At 59.1% G+C, this 23669-nt stretch carries 24 protein-coding genes, 1 tRNA gene and 2 pseudogenes; 14 read left to right on the top strand and 13 right to left on the bottom strand.

Going from position 1 to position 23669, the window contains the following annotated elements; genetic code table 11:
* Positions 1–84: 84 nt before the first annotated feature.
* Positions 85–315, bottom strand: coding sequence for a hypothetical protein (locus tag AC0J41_RS07275; RefSeq protein WP_157836086.1), 231 nt, complete (start codon positions 313–315; stop codon positions 85–87).
* Between the two features lie 24 nt (positions 316–339).
* On the opposite strand from AC0J41_RS07275, the gene AC0J41_RS07280 reads away from it, so the two are divergent.
* The 3 genes from AC0J41_RS07280 to AC0J41_RS07290 all read left to right on the top strand — a co-directional run bounded on the left by AC0J41_RS07280 (position 340) and on the right by AC0J41_RS07290 (position 4532).
* Positions 340–1545, top strand: a complete 1206-nt coding sequence (locus AC0J41_RS07280) for an acetyl-CoA C-acetyltransferase (protein WP_150369867.1) — start codon at positions 340–342, stop codon at positions 1543–1545.
* A 24-nt stretch (positions 1546–1569) separates the two neighbouring features.
* Complete coding sequence (locus AC0J41_RS07285) at positions 1570–3714, top strand: 3-hydroxyacyl-CoA dehydrogenase NAD-binding domain-containing protein (protein WP_473015002.1); 2145 nt, start codon at positions 1570–1572, stop codon at positions 3712–3714.
* A gap of 95 nt (positions 3715–3809) precedes the next feature.
* Complete coding sequence (locus AC0J41_RS07290) at positions 3810–4532, top strand: amidotransferase (RefSeq protein ID WP_025113336.1); 723 nt, start codon at positions 3810–3812, stop codon at positions 4530–4532.
* A gap of 90 nt (positions 4533–4622) precedes the next feature.
* Here the strand turns inward: AC0J41_RS07290 and AC0J41_RS07295 are convergent, their stop codons facing one another.
* The 3 genes from AC0J41_RS07295 to AC0J41_RS07305 form a co-directional block, all read right to left on the bottom strand.
* Positions 4623–5594, bottom strand: a complete 972-nt coding sequence (locus AC0J41_RS07295) for a magnesium and cobalt transport protein CorA (protein WP_473015003.1) — start codon at positions 5592–5594, stop codon at positions 4623–4625.
* A gap of 135 nt (positions 5595–5729) precedes the next feature.
* Positions 5730–6452: a lysophospholipid acyltransferase family protein gene (locus AC0J41_RS07300; RefSeq protein ID WP_025113334.1), complete on the bottom strand. Its 723-nt coding sequence runs from the start codon at positions 6450–6452 to the stop codon at positions 5730–5732.
* Between the two features lie 216 nt (positions 6453–6668).
* Positions 6669–7358 carry a crotonase/enoyl-CoA hydratase family protein gene (locus tag AC0J41_RS07305; protein ID WP_473015005.1) on the bottom strand — a complete coding sequence of 230 codons (690 nt, stop codon included), beginning with the start codon at positions 7356–7358 and terminating at the stop codon, positions 6669–6671.
* Positions 7359–7653: 295 nt separating this feature from the next.
* Between AC0J41_RS07305 and AC0J41_RS07310 the strand changes: the two genes are divergently transcribed.
* Together AC0J41_RS07310 and AC0J41_RS07315 are read left to right on the top strand one after the other, a co-directional pair.
* Positions 7654–7743 (top strand) — tRNA-Ser (locus AC0J41_RS07310).
* A 288-nt stretch (positions 7744–8031) separates the two neighbouring features.
* On the top strand, positions 8032–8715 hold the full coding sequence (locus AC0J41_RS07315) for a hypothetical protein (RefSeq protein ID WP_473015006.1): 684 nt from the start codon (positions 8032–8034) through the stop codon (positions 8713–8715).
* Between the two features lie 301 nt (positions 8716–9016).
* Here AC0J41_RS07315 and AC0J41_RS07320 read toward each other — a convergent pair whose 3' ends face one another.
* Positions 9017–9700, bottom strand: coding sequence for a hypothetical protein (locus AC0J41_RS07320; RefSeq protein WP_473015008.1), 684 nt, complete (start codon positions 9698–9700; stop codon positions 9017–9019).
* Between the two features lie 161 nt (positions 9701–9861).
* Here AC0J41_RS07320 and AC0J41_RS07325 point away from each other — a divergent pair, with 161 nt between their 5' ends.
* The 6 genes from AC0J41_RS07325 to AC0J41_RS07350 all read left to right on the top strand — a co-directional run bounded on the left by AC0J41_RS07325 (position 9862) and on the right by AC0J41_RS07350 (position 12152).
* A complete protein-coding gene (locus AC0J41_RS07325) occupies positions 9862–10182 on the top strand; it encodes a YbjQ family protein (protein WP_025113332.1) in 321 nt (106 codons plus the stop codon).
* Between the two features lie 38 nt (positions 10183–10220).
* Positions 10221–10421: a hypothetical protein gene (locus AC0J41_RS07330; RefSeq protein WP_473015009.1), complete on the top strand. Its 201-nt coding sequence runs from the start codon at positions 10221–10223 to the stop codon at positions 10419–10421.
* Positions 10418–10606 (top strand): hypothetical protein, encoded by a 189-nt coding sequence (locus AC0J41_RS07335; protein ID WP_103521257.1) that lies wholly within the window; start codon positions 10418–10420, stop codon positions 10604–10606. Before AC0J41_RS07330 ends, AC0J41_RS07335 begins: the two co-directional genes overlap by 4 nt.
* A gap of 325 nt (positions 10607–10931) precedes the next feature.
* Positions 10932–11300: a glycine zipper domain-containing protein gene (locus tag AC0J41_RS07340; RefSeq protein ID WP_007960728.1), complete on the top strand. Its 369-nt coding sequence runs from the start codon at positions 10932–10934 to the stop codon at positions 11298–11300.
* 133 nt (positions 11301–11433) lie between these two features.
* A complete protein-coding gene (locus tag AC0J41_RS07345) occupies positions 11434–11859 on the top strand; it encodes a YMGG-like glycine zipper-containing protein (RefSeq protein ID WP_025113330.1) in 426 nt (141 codons plus the stop codon).
* Positions 11860–11981: 122 nt separating this feature from the next.
* Positions 11982–12152, top strand: a complete 171-nt coding sequence (locus tag AC0J41_RS07350) for a hypothetical protein (protein WP_177327379.1) — start codon at positions 11982–11984, stop codon at positions 12150–12152.
* Between the two features lie 139 nt (positions 12153–12291).
* On the opposite strand, the gene AC0J41_RS07355 is transcribed toward AC0J41_RS07350, so the two are convergent.
* The 3 genes and pseudogenes from AC0J41_RS07355 to AC0J41_RS07365 form a co-directional block, all read right to left on the bottom strand.
* On the bottom strand, positions 12292–12681 hold the full coding sequence (locus AC0J41_RS07355) for a hypothetical protein (RefSeq protein ID WP_473015010.1): 390 nt from the start codon (positions 12679–12681) through the stop codon (positions 12292–12294).
* A pseudogene (locus AC0J41_RS07360) lies at positions 12674–13472 on the bottom strand (RHS repeat-associated core domain-containing protein); the annotation flags it as partial. The pseudogene AC0J41_RS07360 and the gene AC0J41_RS07355, both read right to left, overlap by 8 nt.
* Positions 13463–14773: pseudogene (locus tag AC0J41_RS07365) on the bottom strand (DUF6531 domain-containing protein); the annotation flags it as partial. The pseudogenes AC0J41_RS07360 and AC0J41_RS07365, both read right to left, overlap by 10 nt.
* Positions 14774–15046: 273 nt before the next feature.
* On the opposite strand from AC0J41_RS07365, the gene AC0J41_RS07370 reads away from it, so the two are divergent.
* On the top strand, positions 15047–15742 hold the full coding sequence (locus AC0J41_RS07370; protein WP_025110308.1) for an HAD-IA family hydrolase: 696 nt from the start codon (positions 15047–15049) through the stop codon (positions 15740–15742).
* 77 nt (positions 15743–15819) lie between these two features.
* Here AC0J41_RS07370 and AC0J41_RS07375 read toward each other — a convergent pair whose 3' ends face one another.
* Positions 15820–16566, bottom strand: a complete 747-nt coding sequence (locus AC0J41_RS07375) for a 3-oxoacyl-ACP reductase family protein (RefSeq protein ID WP_473015011.1) — start codon at positions 16564–16566, stop codon at positions 15820–15822.
* A 126-nt stretch (positions 16567–16692) separates the two neighbouring features.
* On the opposite strand from AC0J41_RS07375, the gene AC0J41_RS07380 reads away from it, so the two are divergent.
* Positions 16693–17619 carry a LysR family transcriptional regulator gene (locus AC0J41_RS07380; RefSeq protein WP_473015013.1) on the top strand — a complete coding sequence of 309 codons (927 nt, stop codon included), beginning with the start codon at positions 16693–16695 and terminating at the stop codon, positions 17617–17619.
* A gap of 107 nt (positions 17620–17726) precedes the next feature.
* Here the strand turns inward: AC0J41_RS07380 and AC0J41_RS07385 are convergent, their stop codons facing one another.
* The 3 genes from AC0J41_RS07385 to AC0J41_RS07395 form a co-directional block, all read right to left on the bottom strand.
* Entirely contained in the window at positions 17727–18455 is a 729-nt protein-coding gene (locus AC0J41_RS07385; protein ID WP_025110311.1) for an aspartate/glutamate racemase family protein, read from the bottom strand.
* A gap of 54 nt (positions 18456–18509) precedes the next feature.
* Positions 18510–20048 carry an NCS1 family nucleobase:cation symporter-1 gene (locus AC0J41_RS07390; RefSeq protein WP_473015015.1) on the bottom strand — a complete coding sequence of 513 codons (1539 nt, stop codon included), beginning with the start codon at positions 20046–20048 and terminating at the stop codon, positions 18510–18512.
* Positions 20049–20627: 579 nt separating this feature from the next.
* Positions 20628–21362 carry a phosphoadenylyl-sulfate reductase gene (locus AC0J41_RS07395; RefSeq protein WP_025110313.1) on the bottom strand — a complete coding sequence of 245 codons (735 nt, stop codon included), beginning with the start codon at positions 21360–21362 and terminating at the stop codon, positions 20628–20630.
* 162 nt (positions 21363–21524) lie between these two features.
* Here AC0J41_RS07395 and thrH point away from each other — a divergent pair, with 162 nt between their 5' ends.
* The gene (gene thrH / locus AC0J41_RS07400) at positions 21525–22142 is read left to right on the top strand and encodes a bifunctional phosphoserine phosphatase/homoserine phosphotransferase ThrH (RefSeq protein ID WP_025110314.1); all 618 of its coding nucleotides are present in this window, start codon (positions 21525–21527) and stop codon (positions 22140–22142) included.
* 108 nt (positions 22143–22250) lie between these two features.
* Here thrH and pabB read toward each other — a convergent pair whose 3' ends face one another.
* Positions 22251–23594 carry an aminodeoxychorismate synthase component I gene (pabB, locus tag AC0J41_RS07405; RefSeq protein WP_473015016.1) on the bottom strand — a complete coding sequence of 448 codons (1344 nt, stop codon included), beginning with the start codon at positions 23592–23594 and terminating at the stop codon, positions 22251–22253.
* Between the last annotated feature and the right edge of the window lie 75 nt (positions 23595–23669).

The following is a 23669-nucleotide window of genomic DNA, read 5'->3' on the forward strand; positions in this document are numbered from 1 at the left end:
CAAACGCTGCACTTCCTGTTGAAGAACGTCGGCCTCGGCAAAACCCGACGACCCTGACGTACATGTACTACCTTAGAGCCCGCGTCACGCGCGGCTTAGATCCATTTCGTATGTATTTGCTGCTGCTAGCGATAAAAAACGCATGAGGCGCATTGCCAGCTTCTTCGCCGCCCGCTTGCTAGACAACTCGCCGACCTGAACCGGTTCACCCGATGCTGAATGACCGTCCGTCTGAGCGTGCGCGTCAACGTCATTGAGCGCTGTGGTCATTGAATCCTCGACGGCGCGGGACAACAGTGACAGCACGAAATTCACTCACCGCACAGGTTCGAGGACGTCATGACCCAAGCTTTGATTTTCGATGCGTTACGCACGCCCCGCGGCAAAGGCAAGGCCGATGGCGCGCTGCACAGCGTCAAACCGGTGAATCTGGTCGCCGGGCTGTTGACCGCACTGCAAAGCCGCACCGCGCTGGACACCAGTCAGGTCGATGACGTGGTGCTCGGCTGCGTCACGCCGATTGGCGATCAGGGTTCGGACATTGCCAAGACCGCGGTGCAGGTAGCTGATTGGGATGTCAGCGTCGCCGGCGTGCAGATCAACCGTTTCTGCGCTTCGGGTCTGGAGGCGGTGAACCTTGGCGCGATGAAAGTCCGTTCCGGGTTCGAAGACCTGGTGGTGGTCGGCGGTGTCGAGTCGATGTCACGGGTGCCGATGGGCAGCGATGGCGGCGCCTGGGCGCTGGATCCGCAAACCAACCTGCACAGCCACTTCACCCCGCAGGGCGTGGGCGCGGACCTGATTGCTACCCTGGAAGGCTTCAGCCGTGAGGATGTCGATGCCTACGCGCTGCACTCGCAACAAAAAGCGGCGCGGGCGCGGGCTGACGGCTCGTTCAACAAGTCGCTGGTGCCGGTGCAGGATCAGAACGGCATCATCCTGCTCGACCACGACGAATTCATTCGGGCCGAGTCGACCATGGAGGGCCTCGGCAAGCTCAAGCCGAGTTTCGAAATGATCGGCCAGATGGGTTTCGATGCTACGGCGCTGCGGGTCTATAGCCACGTCGAGCGGATCAACCACGTGCACACGCCGGGCAACAGCTCCGGGATCGTCGACGGTGCGGCGCTGATGTTGATCGGCTCCGAAGCCAAGGGCCGTGCGCTCGGCCTGCAACCACGGGCGCGAATCGTCGCCACGGCGGTGACCAGCACTGACCCGACGATCATGCTCACCGGCCCGGCACCGGCCACCCGCAAGGCTCTGGCCAAGGCTGGCTTGCGCGTGGAGGACATCGATCTGTTCGAGGTCAACGAAGCATTTGCCTCGGTGGTGCTCAAGTTCATCAAGGACATGGCGGTGGACCCGGACAAGGTCAACGTCAATGGCGGCTCCATCGCCATGGGCCACCCGCTGGGCGCCACCGGTTGCGCGATCCTCGGCACCCTGCTCGATGAACTGGAAGCCCGGCGCCTGCGCTACGGTCTGGCGACGCTGTGCGTCGGCGGCGGCATGGGCATTGCCACCATCATCGAACGCCTCTGAGCCCCGAATTCAAGGAACCTTGTTATGAGCGAAGCCATTCGTTACGAAAAAGGCCAGGACGGCATCGTCGTGCTGACCATCGACATGCCGGGCCAGAGCGCCAACACCATGAACGCCGTGTACCGCCAGGCCATGGGCGCCTGCGTTGAACGCTTGCTGGCGGAAAAGGACAGCATCGCCGGGGTCATCATAACCTCGGCGAAGAAAACCTTCTTTGCCGGCGGCGACCTCAATGAGCTGATCAAGGTCGGCAAACCCGAAGCCAAAGCGTTCTATGACATGGTGCTGAGCCTCAAGGGGCAACTGCGCACCCTGGAAACCCTCGGCAAACCGGTGGTCGCCGCGATCAACGGTGCGGCGCTCGGCGGTGGCTGGGAAATCTGCCTGGCCTGCCATTACCGGGTGGCGCTGGATGATGCAACGGTGCAACTCGGGCTGCCGGAAGTGACACTGGGCCTGCTGCCGGGCGGCGGCGGGGTAGTGCGCATGGTGCGCATGCTCGGCATCGAAAAAGCCCTGCCGTATCTGCTCGAAGGCAAAAAGGTACGCCCACAGCAGGCGTTGCAGGCCGGTTTGATCGATGAACTGGCGGCGGATCGTGACAAACTGCTGGCCAAGGCTCGCGCATGGATTGTCGCGAATCCGAACGCCGTGCAGCGTTGGGACGTGAAGGGCTATCAGATCCCCGGCGGCACGCCGTCGAATCCGAAAGTTGCGCAAATGCTGGCGATTGCGCCATCGATCCTGCGGGCGAAAACCCAGGGCACGCTGCCGGCCCCGGAGAAAATTCTCTGTGCGGCGGTGGAGGGCGCGCAGGTGGACTTCGACACCGCGCACTTGATCGAAACCCGTTACTTCACCGAATTGACCACCGGGCAAATCTCGAAAAACCTGATCGGCACCTTCTGGTTTCAGCTCAACGAAATCAACGCCGGTGGCTCGCGGCCGCAGGGCTTTGCGCCCTATGTCACGCGCAAGGTCGGCGTGCTCGGCGCGGGCATGATGGGCGCGGGGATCGCTTTCGTCAGCGCCTCGGCCGGCATCGACGTGGTGCTCAAGGACATCAACCTGGCGGCGGCCGAGAAGGGCAAGGCGCATTCGGCGGCATTGCTCGACAAGAAAGTCGCCCGGGGCCAGATGACCGCCGAAAAACGCGAAGCGGTGCTGGCGCGGATTCAGCCCAGCGAAAATGATGCCGATTTGGCGGGCTGCGACCTGATCATCGAAGCGGTGTTCGAGGATCGCGAGCTGAAAGCCAAAGTCTCGGCGGCGGCGCAGCTAGTGGTCGGGGCCGAGGCGGTGATTGCCTCCAATACCTCAACCTTGCCGATCACCGGCCTGGCGGCGGCAGTGCCGGATCGGAGCAAGTTCATCGGCCTGCATTTTTTCAGTCCGGTGGAAAAAATGCCGCTGGTGGAAATCATCAAAGGCGCGCAGACCAGCGATGAAACCCTGGCGCGGGGTTTTGACTTCGTCCTGCAAATCAAGAAAACCCCGATCGTGGTCAACGACAGTCGCGGCTTCTTTACCTCGCGGGTGTTTGGCACCTTTACCAACGAAGGCATTGCCATGCTCGGCGAGGGCGTGAGTGCGCCGATGATCGAGACCGAAGCGCGCAAGGCCGGGATGCCGGTCGGGCCACTGGCGATCTCCGACGAAGTTTCCCTCAGCCTGATGAGCCATATCCGCCAGCAAACGGCCAAAGACCTGCAAGCAGAAGGGAAACCGCTGATAGAGCATCCGGCGTTCGCCGTGATTGACTTGCTGCTCAATGAATACAAGCGTCCGGGCAAAGCCGCCGGCGTTGGCTTCTACGATTATCCGGTGGGTGGTCAGAAGCATCTGTGGCCTGAGCTGAAGACGCGTTTCGAGAAAGCGGACGGGCAGATTTCGCCCAAGGATGTGCGTGATCGTCTGCTGTTCGTGCAGGCCCTCGAAACCGTGCGCTGTGTGGAGGAGGGCGTGCTGACCTCGACGGCGGACGCCAACATCGGCTCGATCTTCGGCATCGGTTTTGCCGCATGGACCGGTGGTGCGCTGCAGTTCATCAATCAGTACGGGGTGCAGGACTTCGTCGCGCGTGCGCAGTATCTGGCCGAGCAATATGGCGAGCGCTTTACGCCGCCGGCGTTGTTGCTGGAAAAAGCCGCGAAAGGCGAGCTGTTTTAAGTGATCGGGTGAACGCTGCGGGGCTTGCCTTGCCGGGGTGTTTCAAGGCAGGCTCTGGGGTGTTCATTATTCCCATCACGTGTCAGGTATTTTTTATGTCGCTACGCATCTGCATTCTGGAAACCGACATCCTGCGTCCGGAACTGGTCGATCAATATCAGGGTTACGGGCAGATGTTCCAGCGCCTGTTCTCGCAGCAGCCGATTGCCGCCGAGTTCACCGTGTACAACGTGATGCAGGGCGAATACCCGAGCGACGACCAGACGTTTGACGCGTACCTGATCACCGGTAGCAAGGCTGATTCGTTCGGCACCGACCCGTGGATCCAGACCCTCAAGCAATACCTGCTGACCCGTTACGAGCGTGGCGACAAGCTGCTCGGCGTGTGCTTCGGCCATCAACTGCTGGCGCTGCTGCTCGGTGGCAAGAGTGAGCGCGCCACTCAGGGCTGGGGTGTCGGCACCCACAACTACAAACTGGCGGCCAAGGCGCCGTGGATGAGCCCGGTACGCGAAGAGCTGACGCTGCTGATCAGTCATCAGGATCAAGTCACCGCGCTGCCGGAAAATGCCACCGTCATCGCCTCCAGCGATTTCTGCCCGTTTGCCGCGTATCACATCAACGATCAGGTGCTGTGCTTCCAGGGCCATCCGGAATTCATTCACGACTATTCGCGGGCGCTGCTGGAACTGCGCCAGGAAGCGCTGGGTTCACAGATCTACTCTAAAGGCGTCGCCAGCCTGGAGCAGGAACACCATGGCACCACAGTTGCGGAATGGATGATGCGTTTTGTGGCGCACAAGCCAGAAGCGGCCTGAAAAGCTTCGCTCCTACATTGATCCTTGTCGATAACAAGATCCAGGTGGGAGCGAGCCTGCTCGCGGATTGTCCGGCCAACGCAGTCGCTACTACAACCACCCCGACTTCTTGAAACTCGCCCACAAACTCACACACCCCACCGTGATAAACCCCAGCACGCCGAAATAGCCGTAGTGCCAGCTCAGCTCCGGCATGTTCTGGAAGTTCATCCCGTAGATCCCGGCCACCGCTGTCGGGAACGCGAGAATTGCCGCCCACGCGGCAAACTTGCGCTGCACCACGCTTTGTCTTGAAGCCTCAAGCAACACACCGATCTCGATGGTCTGGCTGGCGATGTCCGCCAGCGTGGTCAGGTCTTCCATCTGCCGCGTGACGTGAATCTGCACATCACGGAAGTAAGGGCGCATGTTCTTGTCGATGAACGGAAAGCTCAGCTTCTGCAGCTCCTCACCGATCTCCACCATCGGCGCTGCATAGCGACGCAAGCGCAGGACATCGCGGCGCAGGCCGTGGAGCTTCTGGATGTCGTGTTCGTTCAGCGCACTGCACAGTACGTTGCGCTCCAGTTCATCGATCTCGGCATGAATCGCCTCGCCCACCGGCTGGTAGTTTTCGATCACGAAATCCAGGATTGCATAGAGGACGAAATCTTCCCCGTGCTCCAGCAACAATGGACGTGCCTCACAGCGTTGGCGGACATGCGCATAGGACGCCGAGTGGCCGTTGCGGGCGGTGATGATGTAGCCCTTGCCGGCGAAGATATGCGTTTCGATGAACTGCAAAATGCCATGCTCGCGAATCGGCGAGTAAGTGACGATAAACAATGCGTCGCCAAAGGTTTCCAGCTTCGGCCGGCTGTGTTTTTCCAGGGCGTCTTCAATGGCCAGTTCGTGCAGGTTGAACTGACGTTGCAGTTTGGCCAGCTCTTGAGCGTCCGGCTCTTCCAGGCCGATCCAGACAAAGTGCCCGGTCTTGGCGGCCCAGGCGGCACCCTCATCGAGGGTAATATTGGTGACTTTCTTACCAGCGCTGTAAACCGCAGCAGCAACAACTCGACCCATGGTGGTGGTTCACTTCTTCTTGGCAGATGGCAGGGAGTACAAGGCTTCAGCTTAGCCGTGTCGCTGCTTGAGAGTCAGTGAAATCTGCACAGTTCACCCGGCAAAAGAAAACCCGCACAAGGCGGGTCTGTTTTATCACGCAGCTTGCAACTGCTGATCCATCGCGGCGATGCATTCGCGCATCTGTTCGCGGCACTGGGACATGAGCAAGGGCATGTCATCCATCGTCAGCCCTGCTGTAGGAATAGCCGGCAGCGAGCGTATGAGGATTTTCCCGCTGCGCCAGCGGTTCAGGCGCATGTGCTTGATGTAGCTGCTGACGCACACCGGCACGATCGGCACGCCGGCGGCAATCGCCATCTGGAACGCCCCCTTCTTGAATGGCAGCAATTCTTCACCGAGGTTGCGCGTACCTTCCGGAAACACCCAGATCGAGGTGTCTTCGTTCTGCAAGGTGTTGGTGGTGGTGAGCATCGACTGACGCGCTTTGTGCGCATTGCCTCGGTCGATCAACACATTGCCGGCGAGCCAGAACAACTGCCCGAACAGTGGCACCCATTTCAGGCTCTTCTTGCCGATGCACACGGTGCGACGCGGCACCACGTTACCGAACACAAACAGGTCGTAGTTGGACTGATGGTTGGCGATGATCACGCAGCTGTCCGGCTTGTTCATCAAGCCGTGGACGTCGGACTTTACGCGCAGACGCAGAATGCACATGGCCGGCCAAGCATAGAGGCGGGCGCACAGACGGCTGTTGTCGGGGTTGAAGGGACGGCACAGGCCGAGAATCACCCCCAATACACCGGCCAGAATAAAGTGCAGGCCCATCAATAACATACGAAACACAAACAGCATTTTCAGGCCCACCGGGACAAAAGGTGGCGCAGTGTACGGATGTGCACTGTTTTCGGCAATTGCTGCTATAGAGTCCGGAGATAGGCGATGTTTAAGCGCATGTTTCCGGGGTGATCGTCAGACCTGTCCTAGAGCGGTTGACGGTTGATCAACCGAACGCGCAAGAAAAAGCCCGACACGACGGTCGGGCTTTTCTTCGGCTCGGGAAGAGGCGGCTTAGCCCAGATGTTCCTGGTCCTGGATGATCGCGTTGTCGAGGGCTTCGAGCAGCGCCTTGCGCACTTTGAGCTTGGTGTTCTTGTGCGCATTCATGTTGATCTTCTTCAACTGACGCGCGGCGGCCAGGGCGGCGCCTTGCAGTTCTTCGGCAGCCACCACCTTGTCGAGGAAACCGGCATCCACCGCGCTCTTTGGATCAAACATCTCGCCGTTGATCACCGAACGGTGGAACGCCGAACGACGCAGGCGATCACGTGCCAGCTCGATACCGGCATGGTGCATGGTCATGCCGATCTGCACTTCGTTCAGACCAATGCTGAACGGGCCGTCGACGCCGATGCGGTAATCGGCAGACAACAGCAGGAACGCGCCCTTGGCCACCGCGTGCCCAGGGCACGCAACGATCACCGGGAACGGGTGAGAGAGCAGACGACGGGCCAGGGTCGAACCGGCGGTCACCAGCGACACGGCTTCTTTAGGGCCGGCAGTCATCACCTTCAAGTCGTAGCCGCCGGACAGAATCCCCGGCTGACCGGTAATGATCACAATGGCACGATCAGTCACCGCCTGATCCAGCGCCGCGTTGAACGCCGCAATCACGTCCGGGGAAATGGCATTGACCTTGCCGTTGTTCAAGGTCAGGGTCGCGATGCCGTCTTCGAGGTGGTAGGCAATCAACTCACTCATGACGCAATTCCTTGTAAGAAAGATGGGCAGACGTTACCCACCACCGTAGGCCAGGTAAAGCGCCGTGACTGACTCGCTGGTCACCGTTTCCCGGCTCACCCGGCGTAGCGCGCCGTTCTGCTTCTATATAGAAGGGTCGGCATCACCAGAGATTGGCCGGTTTGCCATCGTCCAGCGCCGGGCCAAACGACTTTTTCTCTTAACCGCATGAAAATTCTGAAAAAAAGTTTGCCATCGGAAAAGCTTTCGACTACATTAGCGCGCCTCGACAGACAGAACATGTTTGAAGAGATACGGTGAAGTGTCCGAGTGGCTTAAGGAGCACGCCTGGAAAGTGTGTATACAGGAAACTGTATCGAGAGTTCGAATCTCTCCTTCACCGCCACATTCAATACACAAAACCCCTGATTTCGAAAGAGATCAGGGGTTTTGTGGTTTCTGGCGTCTGGAAAATAACCCGATAGGATCAATAGGGGGGCTGATGCTTTGTTTCGGTGCGTCAAAAGCAGGCTCAGACAAGCAGGCTTTGGCGTTTCGAATAAAAAGGGCGAAATTTCCGCGTTTCACCGGTTTCCCTAGGTTGTGATTCTGCGCGATAGTGGCGTTTTGTAATCGCCTTCAGGAAGCGCTAAATGCCTGGAAGCTCATCGGCAGTTCAACGCAGGGAAGTGCAGTGAAGACAGTTGTCATGATGGCTCTATTTTTGGGGTTGTGCGGTTGCGTTACCGATTCTCGCAGTTCCGCGCCATCACTCTGGACCGATGGCATCATGCTGGAGCAGAAGACGGTCACCGTAGATGAACTACACGCCAAAGTGATCATGCAGGCATCAGGTGATGCAGCTAACCCGGTAGATTTTGAAGTAGTTCGAGGAAACGACCCGGATAAACGACCCGATAAACTTGGGACCGTCGTCAAACCGTTTCGCAATAAAGTTGGCGCATGGTTCAGTCGTCTCAATAGTGCGGTTTCCAAGCAGTTCCCCCAGCTGGAAATACTGGCCGATCCCGGCCAGACATTGCAAGTGGGCGGATCATCGACGGTCAGAAGCCAAATTCCGGCGCCAGGTTATCGCACGCTTTACAACGAAGACTATGTATTCAACCCGTCGAAGAACAAGTATGAGAAAAAGGTAACCGCCAATCCGACTGTCTCCTCGTATTACACCTGCGGACCGATCACAAGTACCTTTGTTCCCGAGAAGCAAAAGGTTTATCTGGCGGAGTTTGTTTTCGTAGATCGTGGGGAAGGGTGTGAACTTCAGGTCTATGACATCACACAACCCAAGCTGCATGTCCCGGTCGTTGCCATCAAAGGTGCGCTGCCCTCGTCGGGCAGGTCGTTCCACTCACCATAGGCTCTGCAAGAACGAGATTCCTTGCTGAACCTGATGCGCTTGAGAGGCACCGTTTAGTCGGTTGGGTGTTGCTGCTGGCTCGGAAGCTGCCTCAAATACCGAAACTCCACTGTCCCAGCCTGAAGTTTCGAGTCTCTCCTTCACCGCCAAATTCAATACGCCAAACCTCTGATTTCGAAAGAGATCAGGGGTTTTTAGGTTTTTGGCGTCCGGATTTTCTTCGCACCAGGGCAGGACCCTGGTGTTGGCGCAGATAGAGCGAATGCTGACGTCCTGCTCGCGGTTCCAGGTCTGGCTTGGCTCATTGCTTTTTCGGGACGAAACGCGATTCAAACCCAGGGAACAGTCGATCCGGTTCCGCGACGTACATCCCCAATAACACGCCCGGCAACCTTCTATTCATATCGTCCAGGACTGCTTCAGGCGAGCTGCCGATGGCGTCGGCGATTTCTGTGCATTTCTCTCTGAACGTGGCTTCGTGGTGCATGGACACATTGTTCAGGGAGTAATGTTTTTCGGCGAGATCCGAGATGAAGAACTGCAGCACGTTCATGCTGTGGTAGTGAAGAAACACGGCGCTGATGTACGAAGTCACATAGCCAAAGATGCTCATGACCAGCCATTCGGGCTTCAGCGCTGACATGAGCACCAGCATGACGCCCAAGGGCACGATTGCCAGTTTTGCCCTTTTTCGCAAAGTGAGTAACAGGTAGCTGAACCAGCCAATGCAGTTTCCGATCATTGCGTGGCTAGAGAGAGTGAAGAGTTGATCGCGGGTTGAGTAATACTTTTCGGTAAACGACAACGTTTTGAAGTCCGCCAGGAAGTGGTTGGCGTTAACCATAAAGCTCGCATTATCAAACCAGGCCAGCAAGGGCTGGAAGAGCAGGGCGGACCACAGCAGAACGAAGAGCAGCACGGCGTTGAAACAGAGGGCGAAGAACAGAAAACAGCACATTCCTTTTAGGCGAAGCGTGTATTGCATGGGTGATCCTTCGTGTATCGCTGTGCGCGCGTAAAGTTAACAGTGGTGCAGTCGTCGCCAAGCGACGTGTCTGTCAGGAACTGCGATTATAAGGCTACTATCTCGGCGTTTCTCGTTCAGGGTTTACAATCGCGACCTTTATGGACATAGGAACTGCTTGCATGATCATTTCTACCACTCACACCATCGAAGGCCGGCAGATCACCGCGTACCTGGACATTGTCAGCGCGGAGTCGGTGCAGGGGGTGAATGTGATCCGTGACATGTTTGCCGGCATGCGCGATTTTTTCGGTGGGCGCTCGCAGACGCTGGAGCGTGCTTTGAAAGAGGCGCGGGTTCAGGCGACTGACGAGATCAAGGAGCGGGCGCGGGCGTTGCAGGCGGATGCGGTGGTCGGGCTGGATTTCGAGATCAGCATGCCCGCGGGTAAGGGTGGCATGGTTGTCGTGTTCGCGACGGGTACGGCGGTCAAGTTGCGTTGATGCCGTTGCCGGTTCAAGAGAGCCCATTCAGGCGATGAATGGGCTTTTTGCTGTTTGTGCTCAGTTCAGCCCTGTGGATTGCAGATGTTGAATCGGTGCAGCCCATTCGTCGGGCATCAGCCAATCTGAATCACAAGTCCAGGAATGACCGGCTAGTCTCAAAAGCCTTGGAGGTCGATATTTTTTCAGGCAAAAAGGCTTTGCCGGTATCGATCCATTTGAAAGGGGCGAAGGTATGACTGATCCGTATATCGAAGACGATGGCGCTGAATTTTCATTCAACAACTGCGTCCGTTGCGGCCAGACGGAGTATCAGGCGGGCTTTGGCGAGGATCCGGTTCAGACCGGCAAGATCAAGTCCACCGCGCCCAAGGGGCCGAAAGCCAAGTTTCTGCCGAAGGTCTCGGCCCGGTCGAGAAAGTAATCAGCTACCTCATAACCCCGTCTATGAACGGGGTTTTTTATGCCTGAAGTTTATAAGGGAAATCTCCTACAAGCAGGTGGGCAGATTCCGATTTTTTTCACAAACTTTTCACGTCCACGGACGTAGGGTGAAGCCATCCGTTAGAAAGCAAGTCTCCAGCCCGTCTCCCCAGCGGGCTTTTTTTTGCCTGCGATAAAACCTTTTGCCAATTCGCTGTCCAATCGGCGCCAAGTGCGCGGCGGCAGCTGATTTTGTCTGGACTTCAGCCCGTCGGCAGCATTCAATCTCGGCCCCTTTTGATCTCCCTATTTTTGAGGTTCTTGTCATGCGTTTAACGTTGCCCGCTCTGGTTCTGGGTCTTCTGGTTGCTCAAGGTGCGGTGGCTGGCGAAGGCACTGCTGCACTTGGCGGTGGTCTGGGGGGCGCGCTGGGTAATGTGGTCGGCCAGAAAATGGGCGGCAGCACCGGCGCAGCGATTGGTGCCGGTGTTGCAGGCGCAGCGGGCAGCGCGATGGCCGCGGGCAAAGGCAGCCGGACCAAAGCAGCCATCGGCGGTGGTGTTGGCGCGGCCGGTGGCTCGGTGATCGGCAACAGCCTGGGCGGCAGAAATGGCGCGACCATTGGCGCCGGTCTCGGCGGTGCGGCCGGTGGTGCCGTGGGCGCCAACCTGTCCAAGGGTCACAAGCGTCACTGATCGCGAACGCTTGTCAGAAAAAGCCCGGCTCGATGCCGGGCTTTTTCATGGCTGAACGTTTTTCCGGAAAACCTCTCCAAATGACATAGGCCCTGTGGGCATACCGTCCCGATTCGGGAACTGTGAGGTTCAAATGCGTTTGTCATTGTCTGCACTGTTTTTCGGATTACTGATTGCTCAAGGCGCGATGGCCGCCGGAGATGGCAGTGCCGCTGTCGGTGGCGGGCTGGGTGGCGTGCTCGGTAATGTCGTCGGTGGTCAGCTCGGTGGCAGCACCGGTGCGGCGGTCGGCGCGGGCGTTGGCGGAGCGGCGGGTGGCGCGGTCGGCGCGAATAAACACAATCGCACCGAAGCCGCCATTGGCGGTGGCCTCGGCGCTGCCGGTGGCTCAGTGGTTGGCAACAGCCTGGGCGGCTCCACCGGTTCAGCCATCGGTGCAGGATTGGGCGGCGCGGCCGGTGGTGCGGTGGGCAACAACCTGGGTGGCGACGGCGGAAGTGGACATTCCGGTGGCGGTCACAAGCACAACAAGTACAAACATAAAAACCGCCATCATTGATTGACGATTGAAAAGAAACCCGGCCTGGCGCCGGGTTTTTCGTGTCTGGCGGTCTGACGCTGGAACGATTGGCCGTAGGGCTTTTCGAACGTTATACAACCCACTAGACGTAGAGGTTTGCCATGACGCCCGAAACTGAAGGCAAGGAAGAAAAAGGCCCGAGCGGTCTGCCGTTTATCAATGATCCGGGGAACGAGGATCCGGGGTCGCTGATGGATGATGCGACCGTGCCGCTGAATGATGCGGATGATGCTTTGGATGAGGAGTATGAAGAGGATGAGGATGAGCAGTAATTGCTTGTTCCTTTGATCGACCGAGGTAGTGCTGCTTTCGAATCTTCAGGGCCTGAGGTTCTGTCAGGCCCTTTGCGAGGTGTGAGATGGGTGGTGAGCAGAAGGAGGATGATGTCGATGAAACGCCCACAGCATCGCTTTAACTGGCTATTGAACAGAATGAGACATCAATCCTGTCCGCGCTGACTTTAATGAAGTGCCCATTCAGATGGGGGTATTCGTAGTGGATATCCTGATCAGCAAAATCGACAACAGACCGGAAGACCTCTCCATCCAAGTAGCCATAAATGTCACAGGAGAGCCCATCATCAATCCTCTCAATCTGCTTTTTTTTATATTCACTGGCTGATACGCACTCTTCATCGGGCAACAGCATTTCGAACTCCACTTCGTAAGTACCGCCCACCTCTATTTTTGAAGGGCTGTAACTGACGAAGCACCGTACCGAAAAATCCTCAATTACCAGTTCAATAGCGTCTTCTACGACTGGATCGATTCCGACGACTAATGCTTTGTATGTCCTAATCATGAGCAGGCCTCACAGTTTTATCTTGTGCGTTGCCATTGATTGTCCGCCAAAATTCTTTTCCACTCTTGGTGTGTAGCGTCGTAATTTTCATCATTCGAGTTGGTGCCTGCGAAAGCAAATTTTGCTTCACCTTTCCGATTGTTTCCCATCAATAACAAATACCCTGATCGCACCTCTCCTTTGTATAAACACTCCACACGAGTACCTTGATTCACCGGCGGCGGGCAGTTCGACGTCAACCCCAACGGATCCACCCACCCCGTCGGATTCGGCACATACCGATACTGATTCAGCCCACCCGCCAGCTTGATGGGATCCGGCGTCAGATACCGCCCCAACCTCGGGTCGTAATACCGGTGCCGGTTGTAATGCAGTCCGCTTTCCGCATCGAAATACTGCCCCTGAAAACGCAGCGGCTGATCCAGGTAGTCTTCGCCCGCCAGGGTGATCGCCGAGACTTTGCCGTAGGCGTCGTACTGCGCCGACCAGACGATTTCGCCGCTGTAGTCGGTGAGTTCCTGCGGGGTGCCGAGGTGGTCGAGTTGGTAGTAGAACGGGCAGGCTTTTTTCGGGCCTTTGCCGTCGAGCAGCGCCATTGGGCGGAAGGTGCCGGGTTCGTAGACGTAGCTGCGGTGGTGGGTCGGGCTGCTTTCGGCGACGAGGTGGTCGCCTTGCCAGAAGAACTCGGTGCTGACCCCGTCGACGGTCTTGCGGATGCGCCGGCCGAAGGCGTCGTACTGGTAGGACGCGGTGTTGCCGTCGGGGCGGGTCAGGCCGATCAGGCGGTGCTGGAACGCTCCCACTCCCAGAAGAAGCTCGCACCACCGGTCAATTGCCGCTGCAGGATAACGTGGGCGTCGTCGTAGTCGTAACGCTCGCTGTCACCAACCGAATGGGTCGCTTCCAGCAGACGCTGGCGGGCGTCGTAGCGGTAGCTGATCAGGGTCTGTTCGGTATGCCAGCCAGTCCCGTCAGAGCCAAAGGACTGATAGTCGACAGCGACCAGTTGCGCCCGGTCATAACGCAACAGCAGCGACCGCCCCGCGCCATTGTCGAGACGAACAATCCGCTCCTGATGATCGCGAGAAACGGTCAGCCGATTGCCATACGCATCACTGATCGCCCCCAACCGCCCGGCGCGAAAGTGATAAAACCGCGCCGCATCCCCGGCCAGCGCAACAATCAGCTCCTCCGGCTCATCCCCCAGAAAAATCGCCGCCCGCGACAGGCTGTTGTGAATCGCCGGCCGTTCAACACTGGGCAAGGGAAACCGCGTACGGCGGTTTTCGTGGTCCACCCAGACCACAAAATCGCCATCAAACGCCAAGCGATGCGCCAGCGAATGACTCCAGCCAAACCCCAGACCGACGTCGATCTCGACCGCGCTGGTGCGATACAACCGGGTGAACTCGAACGACAGGCGCCCATCGAGCGTGCCATCGGTGAGGGTCAGCAGTTCTTCGCCGGTGACCATCGACACCGGACAGCCATTGGTGCAGGTCAGCAGGGCGCAATCGGCGCTGTCGCCGTTGGGGTTTTTCGCTTGATTCGAAGCGTCGTCGCGAGGTTCGTGATGCTCCATCCGGGTTGTGATCCGCGATTTGTCCCGTGCCATAGGCGCGGGGTTCGGCACGGTCAACACCTGCGAGTCAGCCTGACGAATGTTCAGCGGGATCGCCGGCGTCGGCTTCAATGGCACGTCGCGGGCATTGACCAGCAGTGGCTTCAACGCGCTCGCATGCTGCAGCAGTTTTTCACTGTTGGCCTGCAGGTCGGCGAGCAGGGCGAACAGCTGTTTAATGTCATCCCAGATGTCGTGCAGGGCCTTCTCTAACCCGCGCCAGTCGGCCTGTTGCAACTGGCGGTAACGATCACCGAAACCGGCGCCGGAAAATTCCGTCCACAAAGGCTGAAACCCCGCCCACTCGTCGCGAAGCCAGCCCTCCAGCCCGCCCAGAATCCCTTCGTAAGAGGCGTAAAGCGGTTTGACCTGCGCGGTGGAAACATCGGGAAAGAAGGTGATGCGATAACGCTGGCCCCGGTAGCAGTCGCTGACTTCCAGAATGCCGCTCGGGCCGATGCTGTTGTTCAGGGCGAGAAGCCGATCGGTTTGGAACATTCGCAGGCACTCGCGCACGTGAAAGAGGTGCGCGGACTTTGCGGGGGATCAAACAGGAAAGAAGTCGGGCAAGTAGGCGTTAGCTGTAGGGCATTTCGTTAAATATCAGCGAGCCATTCAACGGCCCGCCGACATTGCCCGTTGCTGAATGTCCGTTGGCCTCGCTATGCTGCTGAACCCATTAATCAGGTCCGAGCAGCGGCGCCGACGATGCCGCCTGGGATGTTTTTGATAACGGATCCGATGATGAATGCACCGATGAAGGCGTTTGGCCCGATCAAGGCCGTGATTTTCGACATGGACGGTTTGTTGCTGGACACCGAAGGCATCTACACCGAAGTCACGTCGCTCATTGCCGAGCGTTACGGGCGGACTTTCGATTGGAGCGTTAAACAGAACATCATCGGTCGTGGGGCCAACGATCTGGCGAACTACGTGGTGCAGGCACTGGATCTGCCGATCAGCGCCGAAGAGTTCCTGGTGATCCGCGAGCCGTTGATGCGCGAGCGTTTTCCCAAGGCGCAGGCGATGCCGGGTGCGGAGGAACTGATTCGTCACCTCAAGGCGCACAACATTCCGATCGCCGTGGGCACCAGTTCGTCGCGACAGTCGTTTGGCCAGAAAACCACGTTGCACCGCGACTGGTTTGCGCTGTTCGATTTCATCGTCACCGCGGACGATCCGGAAGTCGGTGCCGCCAAGCCGGCGCCGGATATCTTCCTGACCGCCGCTCGGCGTCTGGGCGTCGCGCCCGAAGATTGTCTGGTGTTCGAGGATTCGCCATTTGGCGTCACCGCAGCCAAGGCGGCGGGGATGACAGCCATCGCGATTCCCGATGCGGCCATGGCCGATGAGAAATACGCCCATGCCGACGGGATTTTGCGCTCGCTCAAAGCGTTCGCCCCGAGTGCCTGTGGCTTGCCGGCGCTGGAGTGGGCTTGATCAGCCGATAAGCACGCATAAAAAACGCCACCCTCTGCAAAGAGGCGGCGTTTTTTTGTACCCGGAATTCAGCGCAATCAGGCGCCAAAGCCACCGTCGATGGTCAGGCTGGCACCGGTGATGTAGCCGGCTTCAGGGCCTACCAGGTAAGCGACGAAACCGGCGATTTCATCGGCAGTGCCATAACGACCGACCGCCATCAGCGGGATCAGGCTTTCGGCAAAATCACCATGGGCCGGGTTCATGTCGGTGTCTACCGGGCCGGGCTGCACGTTGTTGATGGTGATGCCGCGCGGGCCGAGATCGCGCGCCAGACCTTTGGTCAGGCCGACCAGCGCCGATTTGCTCATCGCATACACACCGCCGCCGCCGAAGGGCATGCGGTCGGCGTTGGTGCTGCCGATGTTGACGATGCGCGAGCCTTCGCCCATGTGTCTGGCGGCTTCCTGAGAAGCAATGAACACACTGCGCACGTTGATGGCCAGGGTCTGGTCGAAGTCTTCCAGTTTGAAATCTTCCAGTGGCGCGATGGCCAGTACGCCGGCGTTGTTCACCAGAATATCGAGGCGGCCAAAGGCTTCGACAGTGGCGCTGACCGCGTTGCGGATGGCTGTTTCATCAGCGCTGTCGGCCTTGATCGCCAGGGCTTTGCCACCCTTGGCGGTGATGCTGTCCTGCAGTTCTTCGGCCTTGGCGGTGGAGCTGACGTAGGTGAACGCGACAGCGGCGCCTTCGGCAGCCAGACGCTTGACGATGGCGGCGCCGATGCCGCGGGAACCGCCTTGAATCAGAGCAACTTTACCGCTGAGGTGTTGAGTGGTCATGTTCGATCTCCAGAAAATTCAAGGCAGGGTGCCTTGTTGTTGGAGCCGAGTATCGGCCTCGCACCGACAACCGTGTAGACCATGATTGCTATAGTCTGTGTAAACCAGAAGTTTATAGTGGCGATCATGGAAACGTTCAGTAGCATCGAATGCTTTGTGCGCAGTGCCGAAGTCGGCAGTTTTGCCGAGGCCGCCCGGCGCTTGAGCCTGACTCCGGCAGCTGTCGGCAAGAGTGTGGCGAAGCTCGAGGTGCGCCTCGGCGTAAGGCTGTTCCAGCGTAGTACACGCAGCCTGGCGCCGACCGAGGCCGGTCAGTTGTTCTTGAGTCAGGTCAGCGCCAGCCTGACGACCATCCAGAATGCCGTGGCCAACCTGGCCAGTGTCGAAGGGCTTCCGGCGGGGTCGCTGAAAGTCAGCATGGGCACGGCTTTCGGCTGCCTGCATATCGTGCCGATGCTCGGCGAGTTTTTGCGGCGATACCCGGCAATCAGCCCGGATTGGCACTTCGATAACCGCCAGGTCGATCTGATCGGGCAGGGGTTCGACGCGGCCATCGGCGGCGGTTTCGAGTTACCCCAAGGTGTCGTCGCCCGCAGGCTGAGTCCGGCGCATCGGGTGTTGGTGGCGTCCACGGATTATCTGCAGGCCAATCCGTCCATTACTGAACCGGACGAACTCAAGTATCACGACGGCATTCTGATCCGCTCGCCGCAAACCGGGCGCGTGCGTTCCTGGCAGTTGACCGGCCGTGATCCACAGATCTGTCGCCCATTGACGCTCAAGGCGCGCATGACCATGAGCGACTCCGAAGCGGCTTGTATCGCGGCGAGCCAAGGCCTGGGCGTTGCCCTGGTGAGCATGCCGTTTGCCTCGGGGTATCTGGAGTCGGGTCGGCTGCAGCGGGTGCTGCCGGACTGGTACATCGACGACGGCTACACCTCGATCTACTACGCCGAGCATAAGTTGCTGCCGGGCAAGACCCGGGCGTTTGTCGACTTTGTGATCGAGCAGTTTGCCGAGCGCGGGTTGGCGCAGCGGTTCAGTGCTATCTGAGTTCGGCTTTTGACCGAGTTGCGGCCATCGCGAGCAGGCTCACTCCTACAGGGGAACGCATTCCAAATTGTAGGGGCAAGCCTGTTCGCGAAGCACGATAACGCGGTCTAGCGGGCAAACCGCTCCGCCCAGCCAATGATCTGTTTCGGCCGTGGCGTCGCATACGTCCGCACCTTGGACGTCGACAACCCCAGGCGCACCAGCGATTCGGCGATGGTCACCGCCGCCGTCACGCCGTCGATCACCGGTACTCCGGTGCGGCGACGAATCTGTTCATCCAGTCCGGCCATGCCGCCGCAACCGAGACAAATCACTTCGGCCTTGTCCTGGGTTACCGCCAGTTCCGCCTGCTGCACGATGGCTTCCAGCGCCCGTTGCGGCTCGTGTTCCAGCTCCAGCACCGCCAGACCGCTGGCCCGCACCGAGGCGCAGCGATCCCACAGGCCCGAGAGTTTCAAACGGTCCTCGATCAGCGGCACGGTGCGATCCAGCGTGGTCACCACCGAATAGGCGTGGCCGAGAAACATCGCGGTGCTGGCGGCGGCGTCGGTGATGTCCACCACCGGCACGTTGAGCAGCTCCTGCAATCCTTCGCGGCCGTGCTCGCCGTAGCCGGCCTGAATCACCGCGTCGAACGGTTGATCGTAAGACATCACCCGGTCCATCACGGCGATGGCCGCCAGGTAACTTTCGAAATTGCCTTCCACCGAGTCGGCGCCGAAGAACGGCGTCAGGCCGACGATTTCCGTGCCGGGGGCCGCGACCGCCTGCGCCGAACGGGCGATGGCCTGGGTGATGGATTCGGTGGTGTTGACGTTGACCACGAGAATTCGCATGAGAAGTCCTTATTGCGGGCAGTTCAGCGGCCCGAAGCCCGGGCCGCGAGGGAGTTAATGGCTGACGTTGTCGACGGCAATGGATTCGCCGCTGACGTCGGCGTAGTGCGGCTGACGCTTGGCGATGATCAGGTAAAGCATGGCGGCAATGCCGGCACCCACCAGCCAGGAGAACGGCGAGATGCTGTGGAAACCCGGCACCAGCGCCAGGACGATGGCGATCAACGCAGCAGGAATGAACGCCGTCACCGCGCGGAAATTCACCCCGTGGCTGTAGTAATAAGCGCCGTTGGGATCTTCGCTGTAGAGCTGCGGGACGTGGATCCGGCCTTTGCGGATCAGCCAGTAGTCGACCATGATCACCCCGTACAACGGGCCGAGCAGGGCGCCGAGACCGGACAGGAAGTACACGATCACCAGCGGGCTGTTATAGAGGTTCCACGGCAGGATCAGCACCGCGATGGTCGCGCTGATCAGCCCGGCGCGGCGGAAGGTCAGGTACTTCGGCGCCAGGTTGCTGAGCACGAAGGCCGGAGCGACGAAGTTGGCCATGATGTTCACCGCCACGGTGACGATCAGGAACGCCAGGCAACCGAGCACCAGGAAGAGCGTGTTGGGGATCGAAGCGATGATTTCGGTCGGGCTTTCGATGATCCGCCCGTTGATCTGAAATTGCGCGCCGCACAGCAGGACGGTGATGGTGGCGAACACCAGAATGTTCACCGGCAAGCCCCAGAAATTGCCGATCCTGATGGTCTTGCGGCATGGCGAAGAGCGGGCGAAGTCGCAGAAGTTCAGGATCAGCGTGCCGTAGATCGCCAGCCACAGGGCGCCGCCGGCAAAGATGTTGCGCCACATCTCGCCGCCGCTCAGCGGTTCGCGGATCGACCAGGCAATGGTGCCGTTGGCCTGGGTGTACATCCAGGCGGCGAGGGCGGCGACAGTCAGCAGAATCACTGGTCCGGCAAAGGCTTCGTAACGGCGGACCATCTCCATGCCGTAGGCGAGGATTGCCAGTTGCACGAACCAGATCACCACGAAACATACCCAGCCCAAGGTGGACAGGCCGAGGATCGAATTGTGGTCGTAATCGGCGAAGCCGGGGTGAATTGCCGTCAACAGCACGCGAAACACTACCGACGCCAGGTACGTCTGAATCCCGAACCAGGCGATGGCGATTACCGCCCGGATCAACGCCGGAATCTGCGCGCCGTGGATGCCGAAACTGATCCGGCTGATCACTGGAAACGGCACCCCGGTTTTCTGTCCCATGTAGCCGGACAGGTTCATGAAGAAGTACACCAGCGCCGCGCCGATCCCCAATGACAGCAGAATCTGCCAACCCCCCAGGCCCAATGCATACAAGCCGATGGCGAACGAGTAGTTGGCGATGTTGTGCACATCGTTGGTCCACAGGGCGAAGATGCTGTATTTGCCCCAGCGCCGACCTTCGGCCCGGGTCGGTGCCAGGTCGCTGTTGTGCAGACGGGGGCTGAGTTGTAACGGTTCAGCCAGGCCATCGTGGGACGATGGCTGGTCGAGGGCCGAGGCGGGCAGATTCAGCGCGATATTGTTGGAGAGACTTGTACGCATTCCGGCAGGCTCCTGATGAGCGGGCCGCGATGACTGTGCATGAGCCGAAGGCTCGACAAATCTTCGTCGCGGCCAGCAAACATCACTGGTTACGGGGCATCTGCAGCCTGTACGGGATAGGGCGCTTCAGGCTTGCGGATCGAAAGTGTGGGTTTATGTTTTGCAGTTTTGTATACAAAACATGTATGCACTTAAGCCAGATCTGTGCCAGTTGACGATCTATGCGTAGCCGTACTCATTTCGAAAAGTTATCGATGAGCGCTAAGTATTTGAAAATAATTGGTTATAAATTGACCGATTGAACAGGTATTTATTTTTGACAGGGGATTTTGCGCAGGTGGCAAAACGCCGGGACGTGCAGAAGGGATGTAACTTTTCAGGGCGTGAAGACCAAAAGTGCACACATAAATGGCACCGATGGTGACATTCGTGTGTACACATTTTTTCATGGCACCACAAAACCAATGTGGGAGGGGGCTTGCTCGCGAATGCGGTCTGTCAGTCACTGGATTTGTTGACTGAAACGACGCCTTCGCGAGCAAGCCCGCTCCCACAGGGGGACATCATTCGGGCAGAGACTTACGCCTTGCTGATGATATTCCCCGCATGCAGCCCGCATTCTTTCTGCGTTGCTTCTTCCCACCACCAACGACCTTCCCGCTCGTGCTGGTTCGGCAGGACCGGGCGGGTGCAGGGTTCGCAGCCGATGCTGATGAAGCCGCGTTCATGCAGGCTGTTGTACGGCAGTTCGAGCATGCGGATGTAGCCCCAGATCTCTTCGCTGGTCATCTGCGCCAGCGGGTTGAACTTGTACAGGGTGCGTTCCGGGGTGGAGAACGCGGTATCGATTTCCATCACCGCCACGGCGCTGCGGGTGCCGGGGCTCTGGTCGCGGCGCTGGCCGGTGGCCCAGGCTTTGACGCCGGAGAGCTTGCGACGCAGCGGTTCGATCTTGCGGATGCCGCAGCATTCACCATGGCCGTCCTTGTAGAAGCTGAACAGGCCTTTTTCCTTCACGAACGGTTCCAGCTTCGTGTAGTCCGGCGACACCAGTTCGATCTCGATCTTGTAATGCTCGCGCACCTGATCGATGAAGCGATAGGTCTCCGGGTGCAGCCGGCCGGTGTCGAGGCTGAACACCTTGACGTTCTTGTTCAGCTTCCAGGCCATGTCCACCAGCACCACATCCTCGGCGCCACTGAAAGATATCCACAGTTCATCGCCGAACTCGGCAAACGCGAGTTTCAGGATGTCCTGGGCGGATTTGTTGGCATAGGTCGTGGCGAGTTCCACGACATCGAACGTTGGGCTCATCAGGGCGGCTTCCTACAGGTCGGTGGCGCTGGGCGCTCTATATGGCGGCGATGTTAGCAAAAAGTGGCGGGTTACGGGGTGCCCGCTGCATTGCGCCGTGGCAGGGGAGTCGCTAGAGTTCGGGCTGGCTGGACCCAATAATCAATGCAAATGGAGTGTCTTGTGGAAATTGCTTGCCTGGATCTTGAAGGGGTACTGGTACCGGAAATCTGGATCGCTTTCGCCGAAAAAACCGGAATCGAATCCCTCAAGGCCACCACCCGGGACATTCCCGATTACGACGTACTGATGAAGCAGCGCCTGCGCATCCTCGACGAGCACGGCCTGAAGCTCTCGGATATTCAGGAAGTGATCGCCACGCTCAAGCCGCTGGACGGTGCAGTGGAGTTCGTCGACTGGCTGCGTGAGCGCTTCCAGGTGGTAATCCTCTCGGACACCTTCTACGAGTTCTCTCAGCCGCTGATGCGGCAACTGGGCTTCCCGACCTTGCTTTGCCACCGTCTGATCACTGACGACAGCGGCCGGGTGACCAGCTATCAATTGCGTCAGAAAGATCCCAAGCGTCAGTCGGTCCTGGCGTTCAAGAGCCTGTACTACCGGGTGATTGCGGCGGGGGATTCGTATAACGATACGAGCATGTTGGGCGAGGCGGATGCGGGGATTCTGTTCCATGCGCCGGAGAACGTGATTCGCGAGTTCCCGCAGTTCCCGGCGGTGCATACGTTTGCCGAGTTGAAGCAGGAATTCTTGAAGGCCTCGAACCGGGATTTGAGTCTTTAGTCGTCGGGTCTGACGCCTTCGCGAGCAAGCCCGCTCCCACATTTGGAATGCATTCCAGGGGGGGGGCGGGCTTGCTCCGGGCGGCGTTCCGACGAAGCGTTTAAGCTTTTAGAGGTTCTGCAAGGTGTCGAGTAGAACCTTCACTTTAGTAATCGACTCCTGATACTCCGCCTGCCAGTCCGAATCGGCAACAATCCCGCCACCGCCCCAGCAACACACCTGCCCATCCTTGACCAGCAGGCTGCGAATGGCGATGGAACTGTCCATCTCGCCGCGCACGTCCAGATACAGCAGCGAGCCGCAATACAAGCCCCGCCGCGTTGGCTCCAGTTCGTCGATGATCTGCATCGCACGAATCTTCGGTGCGCCGGTGATCGAACCGCCGGGGAAGCTGCCGGCAATCAGGTCCAACGCGTCGCGGTCATCCGCCAGTTCCCCGGTCACGCTGCTGACCAGGTGATGCACGTTGGGATAGCTTTCCAGACTGAACAACTCCGGCACCCGCACCGAGCCGATGCGGCAGGTGCGGCCGAGGTCGTTGCGCAGCAGGTCGACGATCATCAGGTTTTCTGCGCGATCCTTGGGGCTGGCCAGCAGTTCGGCGGCGTTGGCCGCGTCTTCGGCAGGTGTCAGGCCACGGGGGCGGGTGCCTTTGATCGGGCGGGTTTCTACCTGCCTTTCGCTGACTTTGACGAAACGTTCCGGCGACAGACTCAACACTGCGCCGCCGTCGGGCAGGCTCTGGAAGCCGGAAAACGGCGTCGGGCAGGCCTCGCGCAACGCGCAATAGGCCAGCCACGGATCGCCCTGACACGGCGCGCGGAAACGCTGGGCGAAGTTGACCTGATAGCAATCACCGGCCTGGATGTATTGATGAATGCGCTCCAGTGCCTGGCGATAGTCATCGGCTGACAGGTCGGCGGTCATCGGCGTGTTCAGCGTGAACGGCGTCAGTGTCGCCGAAGCTGGCTGAGTGAACAGCGCGATCAGCCGCTGCCGCTCACTGTCGGCCAGCGACGGGTGAAACACCAGTTGGCTGGTGGCTGTCTGGTGATCGCTGATCAGCGCCCAGTCGTACAGACCGAAGCGCGCGTCGGGCAGTTGCAGGTCGTCCCGGGCCTGGCTCGGCAGGTTTTCCAGATGCCGGCCGAAATCGTAGCTCAGATAGCCGATCAGGCCGCCGGCGAAGGGCAACTGATAGTCTCCCGGCAGCTGCGCTTCGCCCAGGCGGGTCAGGTTATCGCGCAGGCGTTGCAGGAACAGGCTGCCGCTTTCGTTCGGCAACACCGCCAGTTGTTCCAGCGGCCAGGCGCTGAGCAGGTCATAACGGCCACGGTCGGCACTCGGTCGGCCGCTGTCGAGCAGCACGGCACCGGGCGCATGACGGATGGCCGCGAAGTAGTCGGCGGGATTGGTGCGGTAGGGCAGCGGGTGTACGGAACAGGTCAACATGGGCGGGGCAGATCGGCCATTGAGGCGGGGTGGGGATTGTAGTCCTCTGCGGGAGTTGCTCCTAGAGGGGATGTC

The organism is Pseudomonas sp. Arb-4-2C, from assembly GCF_055755015.1.

Coding starts and splice junctions, on each gene's coding strand:
- AC0J41_RS07370 (WP_025110308.1), top strand. CDS start 15,047: ATGAATGCACCGATGAAGGCGTTTGGCCCGATCAAGGCCGTGATTTTC.
- AC0J41_RS07350 (WP_177327379.1), top strand. CDS start 11,982: ATGACGCCCGAAACTGAAGGCAAGGAAGAAAAAGGCCCGAGCGGTCTG.
- AC0J41_RS07340 (WP_007960728.1), top strand. CDS start 10,932: ATGCGTTTAACGTTGCCCGCTCTGGTTCTGGGTCTTCTGGTTGCTCAA.
- pabB (WP_473015016.1), bottom strand. CDS start 23,594: ATGTTGACCTGTTCCGTACACCCGCTGCCCTACCGCACCAATCCCGCC.
- AC0J41_RS07295 (WP_473015003.1), bottom strand. CDS start 5,594: ATGGGTCGAGTTGTTGCTGCTGCGGTTTACAGCGCTGGTAAGAAAGTC.
- AC0J41_RS07290 (WP_025113336.1), top strand. CDS start 3,810: ATGTCGCTACGCATCTGCATTCTGGAAACCGACATCCTGCGTCCGGAA.
- AC0J41_RS07285 (WP_473015002.1), top strand. CDS start 1,570: ATGAGCGAAGCCATTCGTTACGAAAAAGGCCAGGACGGCATCGTCGTG.
- AC0J41_RS07390 (WP_473015015.1), bottom strand. CDS start 20,048: ATGCGTACAAGTCTCTCCAACAATATCGCGCTGAATCTGCCCGCCTCG.
- AC0J41_RS07305 (WP_473015005.1), bottom strand. CDS start 7,358: ATGAGTGAGTTGATTGCCTACCACCTCGAAGACGGCATCGCGACCCTG.
- AC0J41_RS07395 (WP_025110313.1), bottom strand. CDS start 21,362: ATGAGCCCAACGTTCGATGTCGTGGAACTCGCCACGACCTATGCCAAC.
- AC0J41_RS07330 (WP_473015009.1), top strand. CDS start 10,221: ATGGGCTTTTTGCTGTTTGTGCTCAGTTCAGCCCTGTGGATTGCAGAT.
- AC0J41_RS07355 (WP_473015010.1), bottom strand. CDS start 12,681: ATGATTAGGACATACAAAGCATTAGTCGTCGGAATCGATCCAGTCGTA.
- AC0J41_RS07335 (WP_103521257.1), top strand. CDS start 10,418: ATGACTGATCCGTATATCGAAGACGATGGCGCTGAATTTTCATTCAAC.
- AC0J41_RS07300 (WP_025113334.1), bottom strand. CDS start 6,452: ATGCTGTTTGTGTTTCGTATGTTATTGATGGGCCTGCACTTTATTCTG.
- AC0J41_RS07380 (WP_473015013.1), top strand. CDS start 16,693: ATGGAAACGTTCAGTAGCATCGAATGCTTTGTGCGCAGTGCCGAAGTC.
- AC0J41_RS07325 (WP_025113332.1), top strand. CDS start 9,862: ATGATCATTTCTACCACTCACACCATCGAAGGCCGGCAGATCACCGCG.
- AC0J41_RS07280 (WP_150369867.1), top strand. CDS start 340: ATGACCCAAGCTTTGATTTTCGATGCGTTACGCACGCCCCGCGGCAAA.
- AC0J41_RS07375 (WP_473015011.1), bottom strand. CDS start 16,566: ATGACCACTCAACACCTCAGCGGTAAAGTTGCTCTGATTCAAGGCGGT.
- AC0J41_RS07345 (WP_025113330.1), top strand. CDS start 11,434: ATGCGTTTGTCATTGTCTGCACTGTTTTTCGGATTACTGATTGCTCAA.
- AC0J41_RS07320 (WP_473015008.1), bottom strand. CDS start 9,700: ATGCAATACACGCTTCGCCTAAAAGGAATGTGCTGTTTTCTGTTCTTC.
- AC0J41_RS07385 (WP_025110311.1), bottom strand. CDS start 18,455: ATGCGAATTCTCGTGGTCAACGTCAACACCACCGAATCCATCACCCAG.